This window comes from Pseudomonas spelaei, from assembly GCF_009724245.1.
Lineage (GTDB): Bacteria > Pseudomonadota > Gammaproteobacteria > Pseudomonadales > Pseudomonadaceae > Aquipseudomonas > Aquipseudomonas spelaei.
In genome coordinates, this window is the sequence record NZ_WNNK01000039.1 from 19771 (window position 1) to 41043 (window position 21273).

Genomic DNA, 21273 nt, shown 5'->3' on the forward strand with positions numbered 1-21273 from the left:
GTGGTCTCGTTGCAGCGGCGGCGATTAAAGGAAGAAATCCATCCGGAAATAGATCGGGCTTTCACGGTCGGTAATGGCGTTGGGGCGTTCCAGGGAATGGGCAAAGGTCACGCTGGCATTGACGTGCTTGCCCCGGGCGAACAGCTCCAGGGAATTGCTGGAGACGCGGCCGTGTTGTTCGTGGTTGTAGCGATCGCCACGAATCACACCCTGGTCGTAACCCACGCTGGCGCCGTATTCGGCCAGCACCGGTTGCAACCACGGCAGGGTCACCGGGCGGCTCCAGCGCAGGTCGTTGCGCCAGTAACCACCGCTGTCGCCGGTCAGCGACTGATCCTTGTACCCGCGAATCGACGACAGGCCACCCAGGCTCAGGCGCTGCGGACTGAACAGCGGGTCTTCACTGCGCTGGCCGGTCATCAGGCTGCTGAAACTGAATGACTCGCCCCACAGCTTGAACGGCTGCAAATAGCTCAGGGTCGCCGTGTACTTGCGGTAACGGGCGTCGGGCTGGCCGGGTTTGAGGTCGTGATTGCTTTGTGCATCGAAGGCACCGATACCGTTCTGCATCCCCAGGTCGAGGTTGACGAACGCGCTGCCGATCCGCCGGCCATGGTTGATGCCGAACTGCGCTTCGCTCAGGCGATTGCTGCTCAGGGCCAGCTTGCTGTCTTCGATGTAGTTGTTGGTGCGCAGGTAGGCCAGGCCGGTATTGAGGGAGGTCTTGCTCACCGCGTCGCGATGGATGACCCGCTCTACTCGCAGTTGGTGATTCTGGGTATCACCGGTCTGCTTGAAGTTGAACCCATTGGCCTCGGCCTGGGAACGGTATTCGCTCTGGCTGTAGGTGTAGCTGACATTCCACCAGCCCCAGGGCAGGTTGTAATAGAACATCTCGTTGTGGGACGTGCGGTGGTGGTCGCTGACCGCATCGTGGCCGCCGCGCAGCATCAACTGGTCTGCCAGGCCCAGCGGGTTGTCCCAATCCAGGGTGGTGCCCCATTGCTGTTCGCCGGTGGCTTTCTGGCCTTCGTTATTGCGCGAAAGGCTGGCGCGCCAAGGCTTTTGCGGAGCGTTCTTGACCAACACCGTGCTGCCTCCGACGGCGGTGCCGGGGGTCAATTCCATCTGCGCCTGGTTGGAGGGCAGCCGGTTGAGCTGGTCCACCATCTGCTCGATGTCTCGCAGGTTGAGCAATTCACCGGTGGTGCCGGGAAAAGCCATGGCCAACTCGCGTCGAGACAGGCCGCTGCCCGCGTCGCTGCTGATGCCTTCCAGCCGGCCTTCGACCACCTGGATATCCAGATGCTGGCGAGACAGATCCTGCTGGGGCAAATAGGCGCGGCTGGTGACCAGGCCCTTGGCCAGGTAGTCGTCGGTGATGGCTTTGAGCACGGCATTGAGCTGCTGCACGCCCAGGCATTGGCCAACATACGGGCGAGTCAGGCGCTCGCGCTCATCTGCAGAGAGACTGTCCGCGCCCTTCACTTCAATGCTGTTGATCTGAAAGCAGCGAGTATCGTCAGCCGCCGGTGGCGCCGTCGGGGCCGCTTCCTTGCCCGGCAGGTTGCGCAATTCGTCCAGGCGCTTGCGCTGCTCTTCGAGGAGACGATCCTGACGATCACGGATCAAGTCCTGCACGCCTGGAGTGGCCGCAAGCACGGGGGAGAACGCGTTCAAGCCAAGTACAACAAGGCAGAAACACGACCTCAGGAAAAGGTGGCGGGAAAACATGGTTCGGTCCTTCGAGATATCACAGTGCCATCACTGGGCCGCGATACTAGAAGGATAGAAAACTGGCGTCAACCAAACGCCATCATTTAGACACTACTGCGTTGATCATCCAGGCGCAGCTATCCGGTTGGAGCCACCCGTGACCTATTGCCGAGCGCCCCCTTGCCCGAACCGGTAGATCGCCAGGCAGTAAACCCCCAATGCCAGCGCGGCCAGCAACCCGCCCGCCGCACCAATGTAGGCAAAGCCAAACTGCCCACCCACCCAACTGCCCAGCAACGCGCCGCCACCAATACCGATGTTGTAGATGCCGGAGAACATCGCCATGGCCACATCTGTAGCGTCGGGTGCCAGCACCAGCACTTTGGATTGCAGCGCCAGGCCGAAAGCCATGATGGCCATGCCCCAGAACACGCTCAACGTCACCAGGTACGACACCTCGCCACTCAACGGCAACAGCAACGCCAGGCACAGGGTGAGCACAGTGACGGCGGTCATCAGGAAGCGATAAGGACTGAACCGGTGCAGCAGGCTGAACAGCAGTGAACCGATGATGCCTGCGCCGCCGAACACCAGCAGCACCAGGGTCACCGTGTTGCCGCTCATGCCGGCGACGTCTTCGACAAAGGGTTCTATGTAGCTGTAGGCGGTGAATTGGGCAGTGACCACCATCGCGGTCAACACATACAGCGCCACCAGTGCCGGGCGCTTGAACAACATGGGCAGGCTTCGCAGGGAGCCGGAGTTCTGGCTTGGCAGCAACGGCAACGTCCGCGCCAGCCAGAACACCAGCGCAGCCGCAAAGGCGGCGATGACGATAAAGGTGGTGCGCCAGCCCATGGCTTCGCCCAGCAAGCGGCCGAGTGGGATACCCAGGACCATTGCCAACGAGGTGCCGGTTGCCAGCAAGCCAAGGGCCTGGACCTGCTTGCCTTCCGGCGCCAGGCGTACCGCCAGGGAGGCCGTAATGGACCAGAACAGCGCATGGGACAGCGCGATACCGATACGGCTGACCATCAGCATGCCAAAGCCGGTGGCCACGCTGGAAAGGATATGGCTGACGATGAACAGGCCGAACAGCACGATCAATAGCTTGCGCCGCTCGACGTTGCGGGTCATCAGCATCACCGGCAGCGAAGTCAGGGAGACCACCCAGGCGTAGATGGTGAGCATCAGCCCGACCTTTGCGACCGGCATGTCGAAGCTAAGACCGATGGCACTGAGCAGGCCAACCGGGACGAATTCGGTGGTGTTGAAGACAAAGGCGGCCAATGCCAGTGCGATGACGGGCTGCCAGTTAGCCTGGGGTGTAGCTGCTGAGAGGGTCATTTAAAACTCTATGGATAGGGACACCGTGAAAGACAGCAGCCACAGCTGAATGTTAGCGCAACGAAAAAAGAGGCCGAAGCCTCTTTTTTCATCGCCAACGATAAATGTCGGAAACAAGGATGGGTAGTGAAACCTTCAGGGGGATGTCAGGGTGATCAAGTACATCCCCGAATGAACCGGTTTGCCTGCGCTGTCCACCAACGCATATTGCTGATCATAATAACGCCCACCCTGGCCACTATCGGCCACCAGCCTGGCACTGACCGCCGAATGGTCGAGCGCCGTCACGCTGCTGACGGGCTGAACACGACGTACATTGATTTGACTGCCGCGACTGGCAGGTGAGCATCCCTTCAGTTCCATGACCGCCCCGGAAGCACTACTGGCACACCCCGGTTCCACAATACTGCCATGAAACTGAATCACCCCCTGCCCCACCTGTGACGCCGCACCACAGCTCTCTACCATGACGAAGAACAGCCCCATCACCACTGACAAACGCTTGAGGTTCATGCCGACGCTCCTTACTTGGGTAGTTAAGGATTACGTCGTCAGTCTGGTTGCCAACTTTAGCCTTTGCGCTGCCCGGCCCCGTCTATTTCTTCACATTGCCAACCAGGTCTCAGCCAATCAGGGATCCACTTGCCCCATCAACTCAGGAATAGACTCCGGCCGCTGGGCATAGCGCTGTGCCAACGCCGCACACACCATCAACTGAATCTGGTGAAACAGCATCAACGGCAGGATCAACACCCCCATGGTCGCCCCCGCAAACAACACCTGTGCCATGGGCACCCCGGTTGCCAGGCTTTTTTTCGAGCCACAAAACAGAATGGTGATGCGGTCTTCCTGATTAAACCCAAAGGCCTTGCCCAGCACGGTCGAGGCCACCAGCACCAACGCCAGCAGCACACAGCACGCCACCACCAACCCGCCCAGTTCCCACAGTGGGATCTGGTGCCAGATGCCTTCGTTCACCGCTTCGCTGAACGCGCCGTAGACCACCAGCAGGATCGAGCCCTGGTCGACGAATTTCAGCCAGGTCTTGTTACGGCCCACCCACTCACCGATCCAGCGCCGGGCAATCTGCCCGGCAATGAACGGCAACAGCAGTTGCACACTGATTTTCAGGATCGCATCGACGGTGGAACCGCCATCGCCATGAACATTGAGCAGCAAGGTCACCAGCAACGGCGTCAGGAAGATCCCGAACAGGCTCGACGCCGCCGCGCTGCAAATCGCCGCCGGGATGTTGCCCCGGGCCAGGGAGGTAAAGGCAATCGCCGATTGCACCGTGGCCGGCAGCGCACACAGGTAAAGCATGCCCATGTACAAATCTTTGCCAATCAGCGGCGACAGCACCGGCTTGAGCGCCAGGCCCAGCAGTGGGAACAGTACGAAGGTCAGGCTGAACACCAGCAGGTGCAAACGCCAATGACCGGCACCGGCGACGATGGCCTGACGCGACAGTTTGGCACCGTGCAGGAAAAACAGCAGGGCGATGGCCAGGTTGGTCAGCCAGCCAAAGGCCGTGGCGGCCTGGCCACTGACGGGCAGCAACGAGGCGAAAATCACCGTGCCGATCAGGGTCAGGGTGAAGTTGTCAGGCAAAAAACGCGGGCGGGTCATAAGCAGATCTTCCAGGGGGTTGCCAAGAGCATCGTGGCGACTCTAACGTAACGGCTTGTTACCGACTAACGCCAATGAGCCACTAAATGCCGCCTAAAGGACATGAGAAAGCTGTCCGCCGCAGTATTCCCGGGTTGTCCAGCCTGCCGCGCCCGGTGTACGGGCGTACTGAATCATTGCCCAACCGCGCCCTGACCCGCCGCCACAGTCATCCGTGGGTGCAACTGTCCTACGCCATTTCCGGGGTGTTGGAGATCCAGACCAGTGTCGGACGTTTCGTCGCACCACCACAACGGGCGGTGTGGATACCGGCCGGCATACCGCACCGGGTGTTCAGTTCGCCCCATACGGAAATGCGCAGCCTGTACCTGGATTGCAGCGTCACCACCTGGGCCGCCGAGCGTTGCCAGGTGTTGGCGGTGAGCAGTTTATTGCGCGAGTTGATTCGCAGCTTCAGCGAGTTGCCGGTGGAGTATGTCGAGGATGGCCCGCAAGGTCGCCTGGCCCAGGTAGTGCTGGATCAACTGGCCGCCGCGCCGAAGGTCGACCTGATGCTGCCGCTGCCCCATGACAACCGTCTGCGGCAGATCTACCGCAGCCTGGACCAGCACCCGGAGCAGCAAACCACCTTGGGCCAGTGGAGCCAGAAGTTGGAAGTGAGCGAAAAGACCCTGAGCCGTCTGTTCCTCAGTGATACCGGATTGACGTTCAGGGCATGGCGTCAGCGCCTGCGTTTATTAAGCGCCCTGCCCGCGCTGGAACAAGGCGAACGGGTGACAGATGTGGCCTTGGCCTGTGGTTACGAGTCGACTTCAGCGTTTATCGCTGCATTCCGGCAACAGTTCGACGCCACTCCGGGGGAGTTTTTCCGTTAGAGGGGTGCCTGGTGTGTTTCCAAGCAAGCGCATTGGCAAATGTACGTCGCCTCAGAAACGACCAACCGGCAAAAAATACCCATTCATCCCCTGTGGCTGGTATGGTGCCGCGCTTGAAAAACCCGCCGCTGACTTGCAAGGAATAGGACGTTGAACACTGACGAAAAAATGACCGGGGACCTGTTTGAAGTGGACAAGCGCCTGTCGCTCAAGCCCGTGGTGGATTTCAACAGTTACCTGGAGGCCGCCTTCGCCTCAGGTCCCTGCGCCTGTATACGTTGCGTGGCCAGCAGCGGCGACGAAACCGGTTACGAATTCCAGCACACCTTTGACTTCCAGGGCCAAACGGCCAACCGCCGCTTCGCCTCCACCGCCGGCAGCGATGTGCTGCTGATGCTGAAAAAAGCCTGGCTGTCCTACACCAAGGCCGAACTGCCGCTGAGCGGTACCCTGGTGTTGGCGACAGTGAAGGAGTTTGTCGAGCCGCAGTTGCACAAGCGGTTGTTGCCATTATTGGTGGCAAGCGGGTTGGTGAAGGAGATTGAGGGCGTGTTACAGATTCAAGCGCAAATGCCGGGTTGATAGACCCGATTCAATGCATCACATTTTTCAGGATTGTCGCTCGGGAAATATAGGGAAATTACAATGTTGGCCAGTCTTGAAGATGTTGAGAAATACCTGAAGGCGCTTGACGTATACCTCGATCATAACAAGGAGCATGTCTCTCCCTATATAGATGAGATGGCGAGGCATATCAGAGACGCCCTCATGGATCCGTCCGAGCTTTCTATCCCAGGCTCCTGGCCTACCTATTTTCCTGAGCGAATAGAAATCATACGTCGGCTCATGATGATGCCCGTCAATGAAGAGACTATCGGCAATATTCACTTCGAGTTGGCTAAAACCTTTAGGCATGTAAACGTCCTGGATGGATCGCCAAGCTTCAGCGCGTATCCGGCCGTTCTTTTTTATGCTCACCCAACATTTCCTGAAATCCCGCTGCGCAGGACGGATGTGATTCTGTTCGGAGTCCCCTGTGACATTTACAGCGAGAAGATCGGGGTCCCATCAGGCGAACTCCGTGAAATAGCCAAAAAAGTAGAAGCGTGGAATTCAAACATTGGAGATTGGGAAAACCGCGCCACAGAAGCCGAAGGACGCTATAGGGAAGTGGTCTCCGGCAACAATTATCTAGGGTTGAGCCATGCCTTTGAAAAGATGATTGCAAGTAAGTTGGAAGAAGCAAAAGGTTTGCTTTCGTCGTTGAAGATTCTGGGGCTGCTGGCAGTACTGGTGCCAGCCCTTCAAGTGTTGTTTGGCGTCATTCCAGCCCTAGTGGAGAAACTAAGTATTCCACTCCTGTCCACCGCCATTTTCTCAGTCGCCGTAGAAGTCATATTAATCTACTACTTCAGACTGATTCACTCACGCTGGGTTGCCCTGAAGAGCCAAATCTCCCAGCTTGAGCTAAGGCACGCCATGTGCGCATTCGTCCATGATTACGCCGAGAAATCCAAAGACCTGAATCGCGACACTCTGGCGAAATTCGAGAATATGATTTTCTCAGAGGTGTCACAGGACAACTCTCCTCCGCCCAGCATTTACGACGCAGCAGATTCCATCGCAAAGCTGCTCACCGCCTGGAAAAAGCCAACCTGATATCACAACCGGTGATAGCGCTCGATAACACCGCACCACGGCGCGCAGGTATAGAGCACGCTTGCCCTGATACCAACCCGTTAAGGCATGCCAACCGGTGTGGGAGCTCTCGAGCCTTGGCGAGGCTGCGATGACGTCAGCACATCAAACAATGGTATTGCCTGGTCCACCGCTATCGCAGCCTCGCCAAGGCTCGAGAGCTCCCACCTTTTACCTTTACTGCCTTGAGTTTGGCGTTCGCTTAACTAACCGGCGTCAAGCCCAGCTCCCCTCGCCCATCCACAGGCACAACCACCGCACTACCACTGGCCACAAAGTCTTCCTTGCGCAAAATCACCAAGGCGATCAGCGACACCAGCCCCGTGCCGACATAAAAGTACCAGGGCGACGTGATGTCGCCGGTGGCCTTGATCAGCCAGGTGGAGATCAGCGGCGCACTGCCACCGAACACCGCCACCGGGACGTTGTAGGCCACGGCAATCCCGGTGGAGCGGATGCGTGTGGGCAGCAGTTCACTCATCAGCGCGTAGGTTGAGGAGGCATACAACCCGAACAGGATCGCCACTGCCATCAGCGGGAAGAAGAACGAGCTGGCCGTCGCCGTCGGCGCCGACTTGAACAGCCAAAACATCGCCAGCGTGGCCAACGTACCAATCACCAGCAAGAACGGCTTACGCCCGTACTTGTCGGTAAACGCGCCACCAAACGGCATCACAAAGGCCGCCGAGAAACTGGCGACAAACACGTAGAGCAACGTGGTGCCGCTGTCGAACTTGAGGATTTTCGCCATGTAGGTCGAGGCGAAGGTCAGCACCAGATAGAAGATCGAGCTGTGCAGGGTGATGATGAAGAACACCAGGGCAATCGCCCGTTTCCACTGCCAGACTTCACGCAGTGGTGCCCGGGAGGTCTGCCCTGCCCGCTGCAACGCGAGGAACTCGGGGCTGTCTTCCAGCTTGAGACGGATATACATGGAGATCATGCCCAGGGGCGCGGCGATCAGGAACGGAATGCGCCAGGCCCACTCTTGCATCAGCTCGGCGCCGAGGATCCAGGTCATGCCGTTGGCCACTGCGCCCCCTACCAGCAGGCCAAGTACTGCGGTCACCATCAGCCAGCAGGTAGCGAACCCACGTCGACCGGGGCCGGCGTACTCGGAGATGAAGCTGGTCACGGTGCCGATTTCGCCACCCGCCGAGAAGCCCTGCACACAACGCACCAGTATCAGCAGGATCGGCGCGGCAATCCCGATGCTGGCGTAGGTCGGCAACAGGCCTAACAAAACCGTCGAGCCGGTCATCATCACCAGTACAGTGATCAGGGTCTTGCGTCGGCCGATCTTGTCCGCCAACGGACCAAAGAACAGCCCACCCAGAGGCCGGATGAAAAAGCTCAGGGCAAACGCGGCGAAGCTCGCCAGCAGGCTGGTGGTGGGGTCGTCCGAGACGAAGAATGCCTGGCCGATGTACACGGCGAGAAAACCGTAGACACCGTAGTCGTACCACTCGATCAGGTGACCGGAGGTGGCACCGATAAACGCACGGCGCCGCTTGCGGGCCGTGTCTTGCTGTTGAATGCCCATCTAAAGGACTCCTGTCTGATGTCTGTCCATGGAAAACGCTTCAGGGAACGGCGGTGACGCTCGTGTCTTTCAACCACTGCCGCAATTCGGTCTTGAGGACCTTGCCGTAGCTGTTCTTCGGCAGGTCGCTACGAAACAGGTACTTCTTGGGTTTTTTGAACGAGGCCATGCGCTCGATAAACCAGGCATTGAGCAGCGCTTCATTGAGCGCCTGTGCGTCCCGGGAAACCACAAAGGCTACCACTGACTCGCCCCACTGCGCATCCGGTTCACCGACCACGCAGACTTCAAACACATCGGGGTGCTGCGCCAGCACTTCCTCGACTTCCCGGGGGTACACATTGCTGCCGCCGGTGATGATCACATCCTTGGAGCGATCGGTGAGTGTCAGGTAGCCGGCCGGGTCCATAAAACCGATGTCGCCGGTCAACAGCCAGCCCTCCACCAGGGCCTGGCGGGTGGCGGTTTCGTTATGCCAATAGCCCTGCATCACGGTGGCGCCACGCACGGCGATTTCTCCGCGCTCGCCGCAAGGCACAGGGCTGTGGGCTGCATCCAGGATGCGGATTTCCACGCATGACTGCGCCTGGCCAACAGACGCCGCCAGCGTGGCCCACTCCGACCGTTGCCGATCTGCGATCAGTTCACGGGGCAAGACGCTGATGGTCATCGGGCTCTCGCCCTGGCCATAGATCTGCACCAGGCGCGGGCCAAAGGTCTCGACGGCCTCCATCAGATCGGCCAGGTACATCGGGCCGCCGCCGTAGACAATGGTCTTGATCCCCTCGCCGGCGTATTCCTGGCGACGCGCCTGTTCCACCATACGCTTGACCATGGTCGGCGCGGCGAACAACGAGACATTCCCCAGTTCTGTGGCCAGCCCGAACAGCTCGGCAGCATCAAAACCACGGGACTCGGGGACCACATGACGCGCGCCGCAGCGCACATGGATAAAGTTATAAAGGCCGGCGCCATGGGACATCGGCGCGGCATACACCGCAGCGTCTTCAGCACTGACCGGGTCCACGTCCGTGGCGTAGCACAGCGACATGGCGATCAGGTTGCCGTGGGACAGCATCACGCCCTTGGACCGCCCGGTGGTGCCGGAGGTGTAGAACAGCCAGGCCAGGTCGTGGTCCTGACGAATGCAGGGGAATTCCAGCCCTGAATCGCAGGCACTATCCGGCGGCGTTCGTCCGTCCAACTCACGGCATTCGGCGGGTAAACCCTGGGATGAAAACACCTGGCCACCGTCGGTAAAGATCAGTCGGGCCTCAGCGTTTTCGGCAATCCAGGCCGCTTCGCCAGGGTGCAGTTTGCTGTTGACCGGCACCGCCACCGCGCCGACCCACCAGATGGCGTAGAGCAGTTCCAGGTATTCACAACAGTTCTTCATCAACAGTGCCACATGGTCGCCGGGCACAATGCCGTGCGTGTCCATCAGGTGCGCGGCACGTTGACGGACGCGGGCGGCAAAGGTGGCGTAGTCGGCAACTTGGCAGGCGCCCTCAAACAGTGCCGGGCGTTGTGGAAAACGGCGGCTGGTATCGTGTAGCCAATTGGCGATGTTCATCCTCAGCTCCGGCGCACTTGCAGCACCGAGGCATAGTTGGCGACCGCCATCCCGCCCATATTGAACACCAGGCCGAACTCGGGGTTAGGCACCGACAGGCCAATAGGCTCCCCCGTCAATTGACGAAAGGCCATGGCATGCATCGACACGCCGGTGGCGCCCACCGGGTGCCCCTTGGCCTTGAGCCCGCCGGACAGGTTCACCGGCAGGCGCCCGCCAGCACGCACCACACCGGAATCCAGTGCCCGATGCCCTTCGCCCTTGGGCGCCAGGCCCATGGCTTCGTAGATCAACAGTTCGGCGATGGTGAAGCAGTCGTGGACTTCGGCAAAACTCAGGTCTGCCAGGGTCACATTGGCCCCGCGCAAGGCCGAGTGAATCGCCCGCTGCGGGCCGTCAAACGCGAGGATGTCGCGCTGGGCAATCGGCAGGAAATCGTTGACCTGGTTCATCGTACGAATCTGCACGTCACGCCGAAACAGCCGGGCGCGCTTGGGCGAGGCCAGGATAATCGCGGCGGCACCGTCGCTGATCAATGAGCAATCCGTCAGGCGCAGGTTATCGGCCACATACGGGTTGCTCTGGGAGACGTTGTTGCAATGTTCGAAATCCATGACCTTGCGCATTTGCGCCAATGGGTTGGCCATGGCATTGGAGTGGTTCTTGGTGGCAATGGCTGCCATCGAGGCCATCGGGCAGTGGTAACGCTCGGCGTACTGCCGCGCGGCCATGCCGAACAACTGCGGGAAGCTCAAGCCGGCTTCGGCCGCATCGTTCTGGTAACCGGCACCGGCCAGCGCCCGGGTGACCTCGGCGGTGGTGTTGCCGGTCATCTTTTCCGCACCCACCACCAGTACCAATTCGGCGGCGCCGGAGAGAATCGCGTTGATCCCCGCCTGAATCGCCGCCGAACCCGAGGCACAGGCGTTCTCACAGCGGGTAGCCGGCTTGAACCGCAGGCCCGGATCGGCCTGCAACATCAGCGACGCGGGGAAACCATCGGGGACCATCCCCGAGTTGAAATGCCCGAGAAACAGCGCGTCGATCTCCGAGGCGTCAATGGCCGCGTCCGCCAGGGCCTCGCGGGTAACCTGGACGATCAGGTCTTCCAGGTTGGCACCGTCCAGGCGGCCAAAGCGGGAGTGACCGGCAGCAACAATCGATACGCAATCAACAGGCATGTTTAATTTCTTCTTCTCTTGGCTCGAACTTTCCCTACAATGGACTACCGTGCCAATTTCCCGCTAGTTCGTGCAACTACTTACAAGGGTAAGTAGCCGCTGCGACCGGCAACGTTCGCCGTGGCCGGATTCAACCTGAGGCAGGATGCCCGATGACCGTCTTCGCACAACAACTCCAAGACATCGAATGCCTGGCATTCAAGGTGTCGCCCGCCCCGCAACTGATTACCAGCCATCGGGTGATGCTCGACTGCAATGAGGCCTTCTTGCAGCTGTTCGGCTATCAGCGCGACGAACTGCTCAATCAGTTGACCCTGCTGATCTACCCGTCCCAGGCCGACTACAAGTCCATCGGCAAGCGCAGCCTCGACTGGTTGCACGACAGCCCCAGTGACTCCTATTCCGATGAGCGTTTCATGCAACACAAGAACGGCGAGGTGTTCTGGGCCAAGTCCCATGGCTACACCCTGACCCCCGACGACCCGTTCAAGCTGATGGTCTGGCACTTCGAGCGCCTGAACCGCACGCACCATGCCACCGGCGACCTCACGCCCCGGGAGCGGGAAATCGCGATGCTCATCGTCAATGGGTTGAAGTCCAAGGAAATCGCCAAGCAACTGGAAATCTCCCACCGCACCGTGGAAGTCCACCGGGCGCGGCTGATGAAAAAAATGCAGGCGAAAAATATTGTCGAACTGGTGTCGAAAATCATTTTTGTCAGTTGACGGTATGCATTCATGCCCCCTTTGGCGGGTCATTTATAGCCAACGATTACAACCCACAGGTCCTGCGGTAGCTACGCTGAACTTCGCTTAAACGGAGTTCTCGCAAGCGTCTATCTTAAAGGACTAACAACATGGCTCAATTTGATCGTTCCACCGCCTCGTCCAACCACCCGTCAACCCCGCCCCGTACCGAGGGCACTCGTTCCAGCCGCCTCACCCTCGACAACGCCGGCCCCGTGCAGATGGGTTTCTGGGTGCCCAATCGGGTGTGGGCCACCGCCAAGTTCCTGGTGCCTCTTCGCGACTTCATCGCCGCCAAGAAGAAAGCCGGCACACTCACGCCGATGCGCCCGCAACTCATCGAATTCAAGCGCTGGGTGACCACCAACAGCGTGTACCGCATGTGGGTGACGTCGATGATCGACCAGTCCAATGCCTATGTCCTGACCCTTGATCCCGAAACCCAGGAACACATCAAGGACCAGGATGGCGACACGCTGTGGATCAAGGACTACGACAGTTTCTTCGAAATACTCAACGAAATCGTCACCACCTCCTCCTCGTTCAATGCCACGGCGCAGGTCGGTACGCCGATGAATGCCTTCCTGGCCATTTCCATGGCCACTGAAGCCGGCGTGGCGGTGTTTCACGACGAGACGTTCAACCAGCAATTCAAGAAGGTGCTGGACACTTGGAACACCTTCCTCAAAAGCCCCGAATCCCTCGACAAACTGGACATCAATGATCCCGAGAAAGAAGGCTCGTGGATTTCCGAGGCCGCCTGGGCCGCCGGTGTATGGGACCAGATGGAGTGCGACCCGAAGCAACCGGGTTATGGCTTCGATTCCTGGAACGCGTTTTTCATCCGCAAATTCGTGCCCGGTGCGCGGCCTTTCCAGGGCGACCCACTGACCCAGATCGACATTGGCTGCGAGACCACGCCGTGGCAATACGAAAACAATATCGCCTTCGAGACCGACTTCTGGATCAAGGACGTCAACTATTCGCTGCTGGATCTTTTTGCCGGCCAGTCACAGTGGGCGAAGCCGTTTGAAGGTGGCCAGATCTATCAGGGATTCCTGTCCGCCACTCACTATCACCGCTGGAACGCGCCACTGGACGGCACCATCCTGCGCTCATGGGTGCAACCGGGCACCTACTTTGCCCAACGCCCGGCGCAGGGTGAAGGTGAAGGCACCTGGGAAGGCACCGAGTCGCAGCCCTACCTGGGGCATGTGGCCGCTCGCGCTATCTTTATTTTCGAACACGCCACCTGTGGTTATGTGGCATTGATCTGCATCGGCATGGTCGAGGTGTCGACCTGCATCATCGAACCGCAGTTTATCGTCAACGAAGGCAGCGCTCCGGTGACAATCACCCGCGGCACCGAGATCGGGCACTTCGAATTCGGAGGGTCGACCCACATGATGGTGTTCCAGAAGGATCGGGTACGCCTTGAGCAATGGGCGATTGATGCGGTGGCCCACCAGAATGATCCGCAGCCGACAGCCATGGGGACGGTGATTGCGACGGCGCTGGATACGCAAAACCACGGTCGCTGAGATCCTGAAAACCTTGTAGCCGCTGCCGAGGTACGAGGCTGCGATGCATGTCCGCAGGACTGCCTGGGGGTCGCTGCGTCGGAATGCCGCCCAAACCCATCGCAGCCTCGTTCCTCGGCAGCGGCTACATAAATCCGCCTCTCCGAAAAAGTCATTGTGTTGTCATAACCGGCAATGTTATGTTTCTAACAGAGAATATAATTATGCAATATTGATAACATTCGCGATCACCCTTTTCGAGACCGTCATGGACAAGCACAGCTTCCAACTGACGCTGGAACAACAGTTCCCCACGCTGACGCCCACCGGTAAGCGCATTGCCACCTATCTGCTGGGCAACCTGCAGCAATTGCCATTCGAGACCGCCGACAGCATCGCCCAGCAAGCCGGGACAACCGGCATTTCAGTCGGACGCTTCTTGCGTGCCCTGGGCTATCGCAACCTCGATGACGTCAAGCAAGGCCTGCGCGGCGACACGCCGGCGTCGTGGTTGATCACTGACCGGCTGGGGGCCTTTCGCGATGAGAGTGACCAGGAAGACGCCCTCGACCGCTCCCTGAAGCGGGAAATCGAGGCCATCGAACATGTGTATGGCCTGGCCCGCAGCCCGGCGTTCAGCACTATCGTGCAGCAGATTGTCGAGGCCGATGCGGTGTTTATCCTCGGCATCCAGTCCACCCGCGGCATCCTCAACGCCTTTCACAGTCACCTGGAACACATCCGGCCCAAGGTCTATTACGTCGATGGCCTGTCGGGGATCTACGCCGAGACCCTGAACTCGGGCTTTGAGAAACCCTACGCAATCATTTCCGACTTCCGTGCCTACTCTGCCGTCACGCCCACCTTTTGCGAAATCGCCAACCTGCACCACCTGCCGCTGGCGCTGATCACCGACCTGCAATGCCCCTGGGCCCGGGACTACGAGCTGGACCTGTTGCAACTGAAGACTGATGTCGGCCAGTTCTGGGATTCCCTGGCGCCGCTGGCCTGTCTGTTCAACTTGATCGTCTCGGCTGTTGCCGAACAATACGGCGAGCGCCTGGATGCGCGCCTGGCGAAAAATCGTGCCCTGCAACAAGCTTTCGGCCAGTTTGAATCCTGACCCTGAAGAGGATGTGTTTGCGTGAATAACAGTCCCTTGGTAGAGATCGACCCCCAGGTGTACCCGGTGCAGATCGACCTGATCTACGCCAGCTCCGACAACCTGGCAGGCCGTGTGATCTATCGCACTAATCGTTGCCTGTTGCATGTCGACGCGGCCGCCTGCCTGCACAAGGCCAGCCACGCGGCGCGCCAGGCCGGGTTGACCCTGCGCATCCTGGATGCCTATCGGCCCGCGTACGCCCAGCAGTTGCTCTGGCAGGTCCTGCCCGACCCCAACTACGTACGCGACCCGCGCCTGGGCTCGCATCACACCCGAGGCGTGGCCGTCGACCTGACCCTGGTCGACGCACACGGCGAAGCCCTGGACATGGGCACCGCCTTCGACGCCATGGAACCCAAGTCCCACCCGTTCTACCCCGATTTACCGCCCCAGGTGCAACGCAATCGCCTGTTGTTGATGGGGATCATGCTGAGCGCCGGCTTCAAGGCCATCACCACCGAATGGTGGCACTACGAGCTGCCGGACGCCGAACACTTCCCCCTGATCGAGGAGCCCCGCTGACCGTTTACCGCCACACCACAACAATAAGCAGCACGCTTTAGCTCCAACTGCCCGGTTATACATTTAATAAAAAACCTGACGACGTTCCCCTCATCTGATGATCAAGGAAACCGGCATGACCCTTAATACCGTGACTACCCGCAAGACCCTCGTCCTGTCCCTGTTGTGCGCCGCCCTGAGCCTTGGCGCCTGGCAATCGGCAAGCGCCGCCGCCCCCAGGGACACCCTGATGATCGGCAAGGCCGCCGACCCGCAAACCCTCGACCCCGCCGTGACCATCGACAACAACGATTGGGCGGTGACCTACCCGGCGTACCAGAAACTGGTGGCCTACAAGGTTGAAAACGGTAAAGGCAGCACCGAAGTCCAGGGCGACCTGGCCGAGAGCTGGAGCATTTCGCCGGACAATCTGGTGTGGGACTTCAAGCTCAAGCCCGGCAACAAATTCGACGACGGCGCGGCAGTGGATGCCAATGCGGTGAAGTTCTCCTTTGACCGCCTGATGAAGCTCAAGCAAGGGCCTTCCGGCGCCTTTCCCGATGACATGGCCGTCAGTGTCGTCGACCCGATGACCGTGCGCTTCACCCTGACCAAACCCTATGCGCCCTTCCTCTTCACCCTCGCCCACAACGGCGCCGGCATCATCAACCCGGACGTGGCGAAACAGGGCGATATCAACGCTTACCTGTCGACCCACACCGCCGGCTCCGGTGCGTTTCGCCTGAGCAACTGGCAAAAAGGCCAGGCCCTGACCCTGGAGCCCAACACCTACTACGCCGGGCCCAAGCCCAGCCTGAACAAGGTGGTGATCAAGATCATCAGCGAAGCCTCGGTACGGCGCCTGCAACTGGAACGCGGTGACCTGGACATCATCGAGGACATGCCCGAAGACCAGCTCAGCACCCTGGCCAGCAAGCCGGGGATCGTCGTCGAAAAATTCCCGTCGCTGCGGGTGACGTACCTGTACCTGAACAACAAAAAAGCCCCACTGGACAACCGCGACGCGCGCCAGGCCATCGTCGATGCGCTGGATTACAAGGGCATCGTCGACGGCATCCTCAAGGGCCAGGCCAAGCTGATGAACGGGCCGATCCCCGACGGCATGTGGGCCCACGACGCCAGCCTGCCGATGATGAAACAAGACGTGGCAGCCGCAGACGCCAACCTCAAGAAACTGCCGCAGAAAATCAGCAACCTGAACTTTGTCTACTCGGACAAGGACGCCAACTGGGAATCCATCGGCCTGACCCTGCAAGCCGGCCTGGCGCCATTGGGGATCAACCTGAAGATGGAGAAACTGGCCAACGCCACGATGCGTGAACGCCTGGGCAAGGGTGACTTCGACGTCGCGATCGGTTCCTGGAGCCCGGACTTCGCCGACCCCTACATGTTCATGAACTTCTGGTTCGACTCCAACCTGCAAGGGCTGGCGGGCAATCGTTCGTTCTACAGCAACCCGCAGGTAGACACGCTGGTGCGTGATGCAGCGGCCAACAACGACACCGCCAAGCGCATCGAGCTGTACCAGCAAGCGCAGAAGATCGTGCTCAAGGACGCGGTCTACGCCTACCTGTATCAGAAGAACTACAGCCTGCCGATGCGTGATTCGGTGAAGGGATATGTGTTCCATCCGATGCTGGAGCAGGTGTTTAACGTGGCGCAGATCAGCAAGTAAAGCGCCAACAGCGCTTGCCGATGATTTGTAGCCGCTGCCGAGGTACGAGGCTGCGATGGGTTGCGCAGCGACCCCCGAGGGCGGTCCTGCGGACACGCATCGCAGCCTCGTCCCTCGGCAGCGGCTACAACTGATCTCACTACCGCCCGTTCCGCTATATCGAGGAGCCCCCATGGCCTTCCTGAATATGTTGCGCAAACGCCTGCTCGGCCTGCTGTTGGTCGTGATCGGTGTTTCGCTGATCACCTTTTGCATCTCCCACCTGATCCCGGGTGACCCGGCGCGGCTGATCGCCGGCGACCGGGCCAGCGATGCCATTGTCGAGAACATCCGCCATCAACTGGGCCTGGACTTACCGCTGTATCAGCAATACGGGCGCTACATGAGCGACCTGCTGCACGGCGACCTCGGCACCTCGATCCGCACCAGTCGCCCGGTGCTGGAAGACTTGCAAGCGTTCTTCCCGGCCACCCTGGAACTGGCCCTCGCCGCGCTGCTGTTGTCGGTGCTGGTGGGCGTGCCGCTGGGGGTGTTATCGGCGGTCTATCACAACCGTGCCATCGACCAGGTCGCGCGCACCCTGGCCGTCACCGGCATTTCCACCCCGGCGTTCTGGCTTGGGTTGGGACTGATCGTGTTGTTCTACGGGCAACTCGGCTGGTTGCCCGGCAGCGGTCGCCTGGACGAAGGCCTGGAGCCGCCCCACACCATCACCGGGTTCTACCTGGTGGACGCATTGCTGGCCGGTGATATCCCGCTGTTTCTCAACGCCCTGCAACACCTGATCCTGCCGGCGATCACCCTGGGCTTCGTCAACCTCGGCGTGGTGGCGCGGCAGATCCGCTCGGCGATGCTGGATCAGTTGGGCGAGGACTATATCCGCACCGCCCGCGCCTATGGCCTGTCGCGCTGGGCGGTGATTTTGCGGCACGCGCTGCCCAACGCGCTGATTCCCTCGGTCACCGTCCTCGGCCTGACCCTCGGCGACTTGCTCTACGGCGCCGTGCTCACCGAAACCGTGTTCGCCTGGCCCGGCATGGGCGCCTATGTGGTCAAGTCGATCCAGTCCCTGGATTTCCCGGCGGTGATGGGCTTCGCGATCCTGGTGTCGTTTATTTATGTGCTGCTGAACATGGCGATCGACCTGCTGTACCGGGTGATCGATCCGCGTATTGGCGAGGTGAATTGAGATGACCACGCCTGTGACTGTCCCCCTGCCCGTACCCTTGGCTCAACGCCCGACCTTGCACGCGCGCCTGGCGTACCTGGCTTATCAAGTACGGCGCAGCCCGCTGACCATTGCCGGCCTGACCATCACCCTGATCGTACTGATCTGCATGGCCTTCGCGCCCTGGCTGAGCAGCCACGACCCCAACGCCCTGAACCTGGCCCAACGCCTGGCCGCGCCCTCGGCCGAGCACTGGTTCGGCACCGATGAAGTGGGCCGCGACCTGTTCAGCCGAGTGCTGCATGGCAGCCGTCAATCGGTGGGCGTCGGCCTGTTCGTGGCCTTTGCCTCGTGCCTGGCGGGCGGCCTGCTGGGCTGCCTGTCGGGGATCATCGGCGGGCGTTTCGATGGCCTGATCATGCGCTTGATGGACATCATGCTCTCGGTGCCGTCCCTAGTGCTGATCATGGCATTGGCCGCCGCCCTGGGCCCGAGCCTGTTCAACGCGATGCTGGCAATCACCGTGGTGCGCATTCCATTCTACGTGCGCCTGGCCCGCGGCCAGGCCTTGAGTATTCGCCAGATGGGCTACGTCAAGGCATCCCAGACCTTCGGCGCCGGGCGCTGGCATATCGTCTCCTGGCACGTGGGCCGCAACGCCATGCCACCGTTGCTGGTGCAACTGAGCCTGGACATCGGCAGCGCCATCCTCATGGCCTCGGCCCTCGGCTTTATCGGCCTGGGCGCGCAACAGCCCACCGCCGAATGGGGTGCGATGGTCGCCACCGGGCGTAATTTCATCCTCGACAACTGGTGGTACTCGACCTTCCCGGGGCTGGCGATCCTGATCACCGCCACCGGCTTCAACCTGCTGGGTGACGGTGTACGTGACCTGCTTGATCCACGGCAACAGGGGAAATGAGTATGTCCAGTCCAGCGGTCCTCGCCATCGACAACCTGAGCCTGGAATTCCCGGCTTACCGCAACAACGTCCAGGCCCTTAACGGCGTGTCACTGCACGTCAATCCCGGCGAAATCGTCGGCGTGGTGGGCGAGTCCGGTTCGGGTAAATCGGTCACCGCGATGCTCAGCTTGCGCCTGCTGCCGGAGCGCAGTTACCGGATCACCCAGGGCAGCTTGCACATGCTCGGCCGCGACATGCTCGGCGCCCGGGAAAAAGACCTGTTGCAGGTGCGTGGCCGTGACGCGGCGATGATCTTCCAGGAGCCCATGACCGCCCTCAACCCGACACGGCGCATCGGCCGGCAGATGCTCGACGTGATCATCCACCACCAGCACCTGAGCAAGGCCGAGGCACGCGCCAAGGCCATCGCCCTGCTCAAGGACATGCACATCGCCGACCCCGAGCAGATCCTCGACAGCTATCCCTTCGAACTGTCCGGCGGCATGCGCCAGCGGGTGATGATTGCCCTGGCGTTTTCCTGCGATCCACAGTTGCTGATTGCCGACGAGCCGACCACGGCCCTCGACGTCACGGTACAGCGCCAGGTGCTGTTGCTGCTGCGGGAAAAGGCACGCCAACGCGGCACCGCGATCCTGCTGATCACCCACGACATGGCGGTGGTCTCGCAGTTCTGCGACCGGGTGTACGTGATGTACACCGGCGCCGTGGTCGAAGAAGGCCCCACCGCCCAAGTCATGGGCGACCCCCGGCATCCCTATACCCAAGGCTTGCTCAGCGGCCTGCCGGAACAGGTACAACCCGGCGAAGACCTGCTGACCATCCCCGGCCAAGTGCCCAACCTGGCCGCCCTGCCCTCTGGCTGTACCTTTCGCGAACGCTGCCCCCAGGCCATGAGCCAATGTGCCGAACGCCCGCGCCTTAACCCGATCGATCCGGCCCACCTGCGCAAAAGTGCGTGCTGGTTGTCCGCCAAGGAGTCTGTGTGATGACGGTTTCCCAAGAACCCTTGCTGACCCTGCGGGACGTGCAGGTGAAGTTCCCGGTAAAAAACGACTGGCTGGGCCGGCCCCGTGGTTATGCCCATGCCCTTAACGGCATCGACTTACAGGTGCGCCCGGGAGAAACCCTGGGCATTGTCGGCGAGTCCGGCTGCGGTAAAAGCACCCTCGCCCAACTGCTGATGGGGCTGGTGGCGCCCAGCGGCGGCGAAGTGGACTGGGTCTACAGCACCGCCCGGGAGCGCCATCGCCATGTGCAGATCGTGTTCCAGGACCCGCAATCGTCCCTCGACCCGCGCCTGCCGATCTGGAAGATCATCACCGAACCGCTGTTCGCCCTGGGTGACACGCCCAGACGCGACATGCGCGCCATCGCCGCCAAAGTGGCCGAGCAAGTGGGCATTCGCGCCGAGTACCTGGACCGCTACCCGCACCAATTCTCCGGAGGGCAACGGCAACGGATCGCCATTGCCCGGGCGCTGGCGTCGAACCCGAGCATTCTGGTGCTGGACGAGCCGACCTCGGCCCTGGACATCTCGGTGCAGGCGCAGATCCTCAACCTGTTGGGGGAGTTGCAACGGCGGTTGGGCCTGACCTATATCCTGATCTCCCACAACGTCTCCGTCGTGCGGCACATGGCTGACCGGGTGGCGGTGATGTACCTGGGGCAGATTGTGGAACTGGGGGATGCCGAGCAGGTGCTGGGGCAACCGCGGCATCCGTATACGCAGTTGTTGCTGGAGGCGGTGCCGAAGTTGGGGGTGGCGTTGGATGATGCGTATGTCAGTGCGGCGACGGAACTGCCGGGGAATCGGGTGTTGCCCGGTGGGTGTTTTTTTCTGGAGCGGTGTTTGAGGCGTACGCAGGGGTGTGAGAAGCCGCAACGGCTGGCAGGGGGTGTGCATCAGCAGGTGCGGTGTCATTTGGCGCTTTGAGTGGGGGCATATCCGTTGCTGCGGTGATGGCGGCTTATGGTTCCGCCCTTACGGCGG

The 21273-nt window shown here is 60.5% G+C and carries 19 protein-coding genes; 12 read left to right on the forward strand and 7 right to left on the reverse strand.

Annotation, left to right across the window (positions count from 1 at the left end; genetic code table 11):
• Nucleotides 1-24: 24 nt before the first annotated feature.
• The 4 genes from GNF76_RS27565 to GNF76_RS27580 form a co-directional block, all read right to left on the reverse strand.
• The gene (locus GNF76_RS27565; protein ID WP_155586215.1) at nt 25-1734 is read right to left on the reverse strand and encodes a ShlB/FhaC/HecB family hemolysin secretion/activation protein; all 1710 of its coding nucleotides are present in this window, start codon (nt 1732-1734) and stop codon (nt 25-27) included.
• Between the two features lie 144 nt (nt 1735-1878).
• On the reverse strand, nt 1879-3063 hold the full coding sequence (locus GNF76_RS27570) for a sugar transporter (protein ID WP_155586216.1): 1185 nt from the start codon (nt 3061-3063) through the stop codon (nt 1879-1881).
• 135 nt (nt 3064-3198) lie between these two features.
• Nucleotides 3199-3576 carry a type 1 fimbrial protein gene (locus GNF76_RS27575; protein WP_155586217.1) on the reverse strand — a complete coding sequence of 126 codons (378 nt, stop codon included), beginning with the start codon at nt 3574-3576 and terminating at the stop codon, nt 3199-3201.
• A 117-nt stretch (nt 3577-3693) separates the two neighbouring features.
• Nucleotides 3694-4692, reverse strand: a complete 999-nt coding sequence (locus tag GNF76_RS27580; protein ID WP_155586218.1) for a bile acid:sodium symporter family protein — start codon at nt 4690-4692, stop codon at nt 3694-3696.
• An 86-nt stretch (nt 4693-4778) separates the two neighbouring features.
• Here GNF76_RS27580 and GNF76_RS27585 point away from each other — a divergent pair, with 86 nt between their 5' ends.
• The 3 genes from GNF76_RS27585 to GNF76_RS27595 all read left to right on the forward strand — a co-directional run bounded on the left by GNF76_RS27585 (nt 4779) and on the right by GNF76_RS27595 (nt 7226).
• The gene (locus GNF76_RS27585) at nt 4779-5567 is read left to right on the forward strand and encodes an AraC family transcriptional regulator (protein ID WP_155586219.1); all 789 of its coding nucleotides are present in this window, start codon (nt 4779-4781) and stop codon (nt 5565-5567) included.
• A 150-nt stretch (nt 5568-5717) separates the two neighbouring features.
• Nucleotides 5718-6149 (forward strand): hypothetical protein, encoded by a 432-nt coding sequence (locus GNF76_RS27590; protein ID WP_155586220.1) that lies wholly within the window; start codon nt 5718-5720, stop codon nt 6147-6149.
• Nucleotides 6150-6212: 63 nt separating this feature from the next.
• The gene (locus tag GNF76_RS27595; protein ID WP_155586221.1) at nt 6213-7226 is read left to right on the forward strand and encodes a hypothetical protein; all 1014 of its coding nucleotides are present in this window, start codon (nt 6213-6215) and stop codon (nt 7224-7226) included.
• Between the two features lie 241 nt (nt 7227-7467).
• On the opposite strand, the gene GNF76_RS27600 is transcribed toward GNF76_RS27595, so the two are convergent.
• Genes GNF76_RS27600 through GNF76_RS27610 form a run of 3 tightly spaced genes read right to left on the reverse strand, consistent with a single transcriptional unit; the run spans nt 7468 to nt 11562 of the window.
• Nucleotides 7468-8808 (reverse strand): MFS transporter, encoded by a 1341-nt coding sequence (locus tag GNF76_RS27600; RefSeq protein ID WP_155586222.1) that lies wholly within the window; start codon nt 8806-8808, stop codon nt 7468-7470.
• 40 nt (nt 8809-8848) lie between these two features.
• Nucleotides 8849-10381, reverse strand: coding sequence for a class I adenylate-forming enzyme family protein (locus GNF76_RS27605; protein ID WP_155586223.1), 1533 nt, complete (start codon nt 10379-10381; stop codon nt 8849-8851).
• A gap of 2 nt (nt 10382-10383) precedes the next feature.
• The gene (locus GNF76_RS27610) at nt 10384-11562 is read right to left on the reverse strand and encodes an acetyl-CoA acetyltransferase (RefSeq protein ID WP_155586224.1); all 1179 of its coding nucleotides are present in this window, start codon (nt 11560-11562) and stop codon (nt 10384-10386) included.
• Between the two features lie 152 nt (nt 11563-11714).
• Here GNF76_RS27610 and GNF76_RS27615 point away from each other — a divergent pair, with 152 nt between their 5' ends.
• From GNF76_RS27615 to GNF76_RS27655, 9 genes are all read left to right on the forward strand, one after another.
• Entirely contained in the window at nt 11715-12287 is a 573-nt protein-coding gene (locus tag GNF76_RS27615; protein ID WP_155586225.1) for a LuxR C-terminal-related transcriptional regulator, read from the forward strand.
• Between the two features lie 131 nt (nt 12288-12418).
• Complete coding sequence (locus GNF76_RS27620) at nt 12419-13849, forward strand: phosphatidylserine decarboxylase family protein (RefSeq protein ID WP_155586226.1); 1431 nt, start codon at nt 12419-12421, stop codon at nt 13847-13849.
• A gap of 247 nt (nt 13850-14096) precedes the next feature.
• On the forward strand, nt 14097-14951 hold the full coding sequence (locus tag GNF76_RS27625; RefSeq protein WP_155586227.1) for a MurR/RpiR family transcriptional regulator: 855 nt from the start codon (nt 14097-14099) through the stop codon (nt 14949-14951).
• A gap of 21 nt (nt 14952-14972) precedes the next feature.
• Nucleotides 14973-15515: a D-alanyl-D-alanine dipeptidase gene (gene ddpX / locus GNF76_RS27630; RefSeq protein ID WP_178123625.1), complete on the forward strand. Its 543-nt coding sequence runs from the start codon at nt 14973-14975 to the stop codon at nt 15513-15515.
• Nucleotides 15516-15630: 115 nt separating this feature from the next.
• Nucleotides 15631-17190: an ABC transporter substrate-binding protein gene (locus tag GNF76_RS27635; protein ID WP_379652626.1), complete on the forward strand. Its 1560-nt coding sequence runs from the start codon at nt 15631-15633 to the stop codon at nt 17188-17190.
• A 172-nt stretch (nt 17191-17362) separates the two neighbouring features.
• Complete coding sequence (locus tag GNF76_RS27640) at nt 17363-18379, forward strand: ABC transporter permease (RefSeq protein ID WP_155586229.1); 1017 nt, start codon at nt 17363-17365, stop codon at nt 18377-18379.
• Between the two features lies 1 nt (nt 18380).
• Nucleotides 18381-19280: a D,D-dipeptide ABC transporter permease gene (ddpC, locus tag GNF76_RS27645; RefSeq protein WP_155586230.1), complete on the forward strand. Its 900-nt coding sequence runs from the start codon at nt 18381-18383 to the stop codon at nt 19278-19280.
• A 2-nt stretch (nt 19281-19282) separates the two neighbouring features.
• Complete coding sequence (locus GNF76_RS27650; RefSeq protein WP_155586231.1) at nt 19283-20269, forward strand: ABC transporter ATP-binding protein; 987 nt, start codon at nt 19283-19285, stop codon at nt 20267-20269.
• Complete coding sequence (locus tag GNF76_RS27655; protein WP_155586232.1) at nt 20269-21216, forward strand: oligopeptide/dipeptide ABC transporter ATP-binding protein; 948 nt, start codon at nt 20269-20271, stop codon at nt 21214-21216. Before GNF76_RS27650 ends, GNF76_RS27655 begins: the two co-directional genes overlap by 1 nt.
• Nucleotides 21217-21273: the final 57 nt, after the last annotated feature.

What these genes read in the sequence shown, in the direction of transcription:
- GNF76_RS27565 (WP_155586215.1), bottom strand. Translation starts at nt 1,734, where the DNA reads ATGTTTTCCCGCCACCTTTTCCTGAGGTCGTGTTTCTGCCTTGTTGTA.
- GNF76_RS27570 (WP_155586216.1), bottom strand. Translation starts at nt 3,063, where the DNA reads ATGACCCTCTCAGCAGCTACACCCCAGGCTAACTGGCAGCCCGTCATC.
- GNF76_RS27575 (WP_155586217.1), bottom strand. Translation starts at nt 3,576, where the DNA reads ATGAACCTCAAGCGTTTGTCAGTGGTGATGGGGCTGTTCTTCGTCATG.
- GNF76_RS27580 (WP_155586218.1), bottom strand. Translation starts at nt 4,692, where the DNA reads ATGACCCGCCCGCGTTTTTTGCCTGACAACTTCACCCTGACCCTGATC.
- GNF76_RS27585 (WP_155586219.1), top strand. Translation starts at nt 4,779, where the DNA reads ATGCCGCCTAAAGGACATGAGAAAGCTGTCCGCCGCAGTATTCCCGGG.
- GNF76_RS27595 (WP_155586221.1), top strand. Translation starts at nt 6,213, where the DNA reads ATGTTGGCCAGTCTTGAAGATGTTGAGAAATACCTGAAGGCGCTTGAC.
- GNF76_RS27600 (WP_155586222.1), bottom strand. Translation starts at nt 8,808, where the DNA reads ATGGGCATTCAACAGCAAGACACGGCCCGCAAGCGGCGCCGTGCGTTT.
- GNF76_RS27605 (WP_155586223.1), bottom strand. Translation starts at nt 10,381, where the DNA reads ATGAACATCGCCAATTGGCTACACGATACCAGCCGCCGTTTTCCACAA.
- GNF76_RS27610 (WP_155586224.1), bottom strand. Translation starts at nt 11,562, where the DNA reads ATGCCTGTTGATTGCGTATCGATTGTTGCTGCCGGTCACTCCCGCTTT.
- GNF76_RS27615 (WP_155586225.1), top strand. Translation starts at nt 11,715, where the DNA reads ATGACCGTCTTCGCACAACAACTCCAAGACATCGAATGCCTGGCATTC.
- GNF76_RS27620 (WP_155586226.1), top strand. Translation starts at nt 12,419, where the DNA reads ATGGCTCAATTTGATCGTTCCACCGCCTCGTCCAACCACCCGTCAACC.
- GNF76_RS27625 (WP_155586227.1), top strand. Translation starts at nt 14,097, where the DNA reads ATGGACAAGCACAGCTTCCAACTGACGCTGGAACAACAGTTCCCCACG.
- GNF76_RS27635 (WP_379652626.1), top strand. Translation starts at nt 15,631, where the DNA reads ATGACCCTTAATACCGTGACTACCCGCAAGACCCTCGTCCTGTCCCTG.
- GNF76_RS27640 (WP_155586229.1), top strand. Translation starts at nt 17,363, where the DNA reads ATGGCCTTCCTGAATATGTTGCGCAAACGCCTGCTCGGCCTGCTGTTG.
- ddpC (WP_155586230.1), top strand. Translation starts at nt 18,381, where the DNA reads ATGACCACGCCTGTGACTGTCCCCCTGCCCGTACCCTTGGCTCAACGC.
- GNF76_RS27650 (WP_155586231.1), top strand. Translation starts at nt 19,283, where the DNA reads ATGTCCAGTCCAGCGGTCCTCGCCATCGACAACCTGAGCCTGGAATTC.
- GNF76_RS27655 (WP_155586232.1), top strand. Translation starts at nt 20,269, where the DNA reads ATGACGGTTTCCCAAGAACCCTTGCTGACCCTGCGGGACGTGCAGGTG.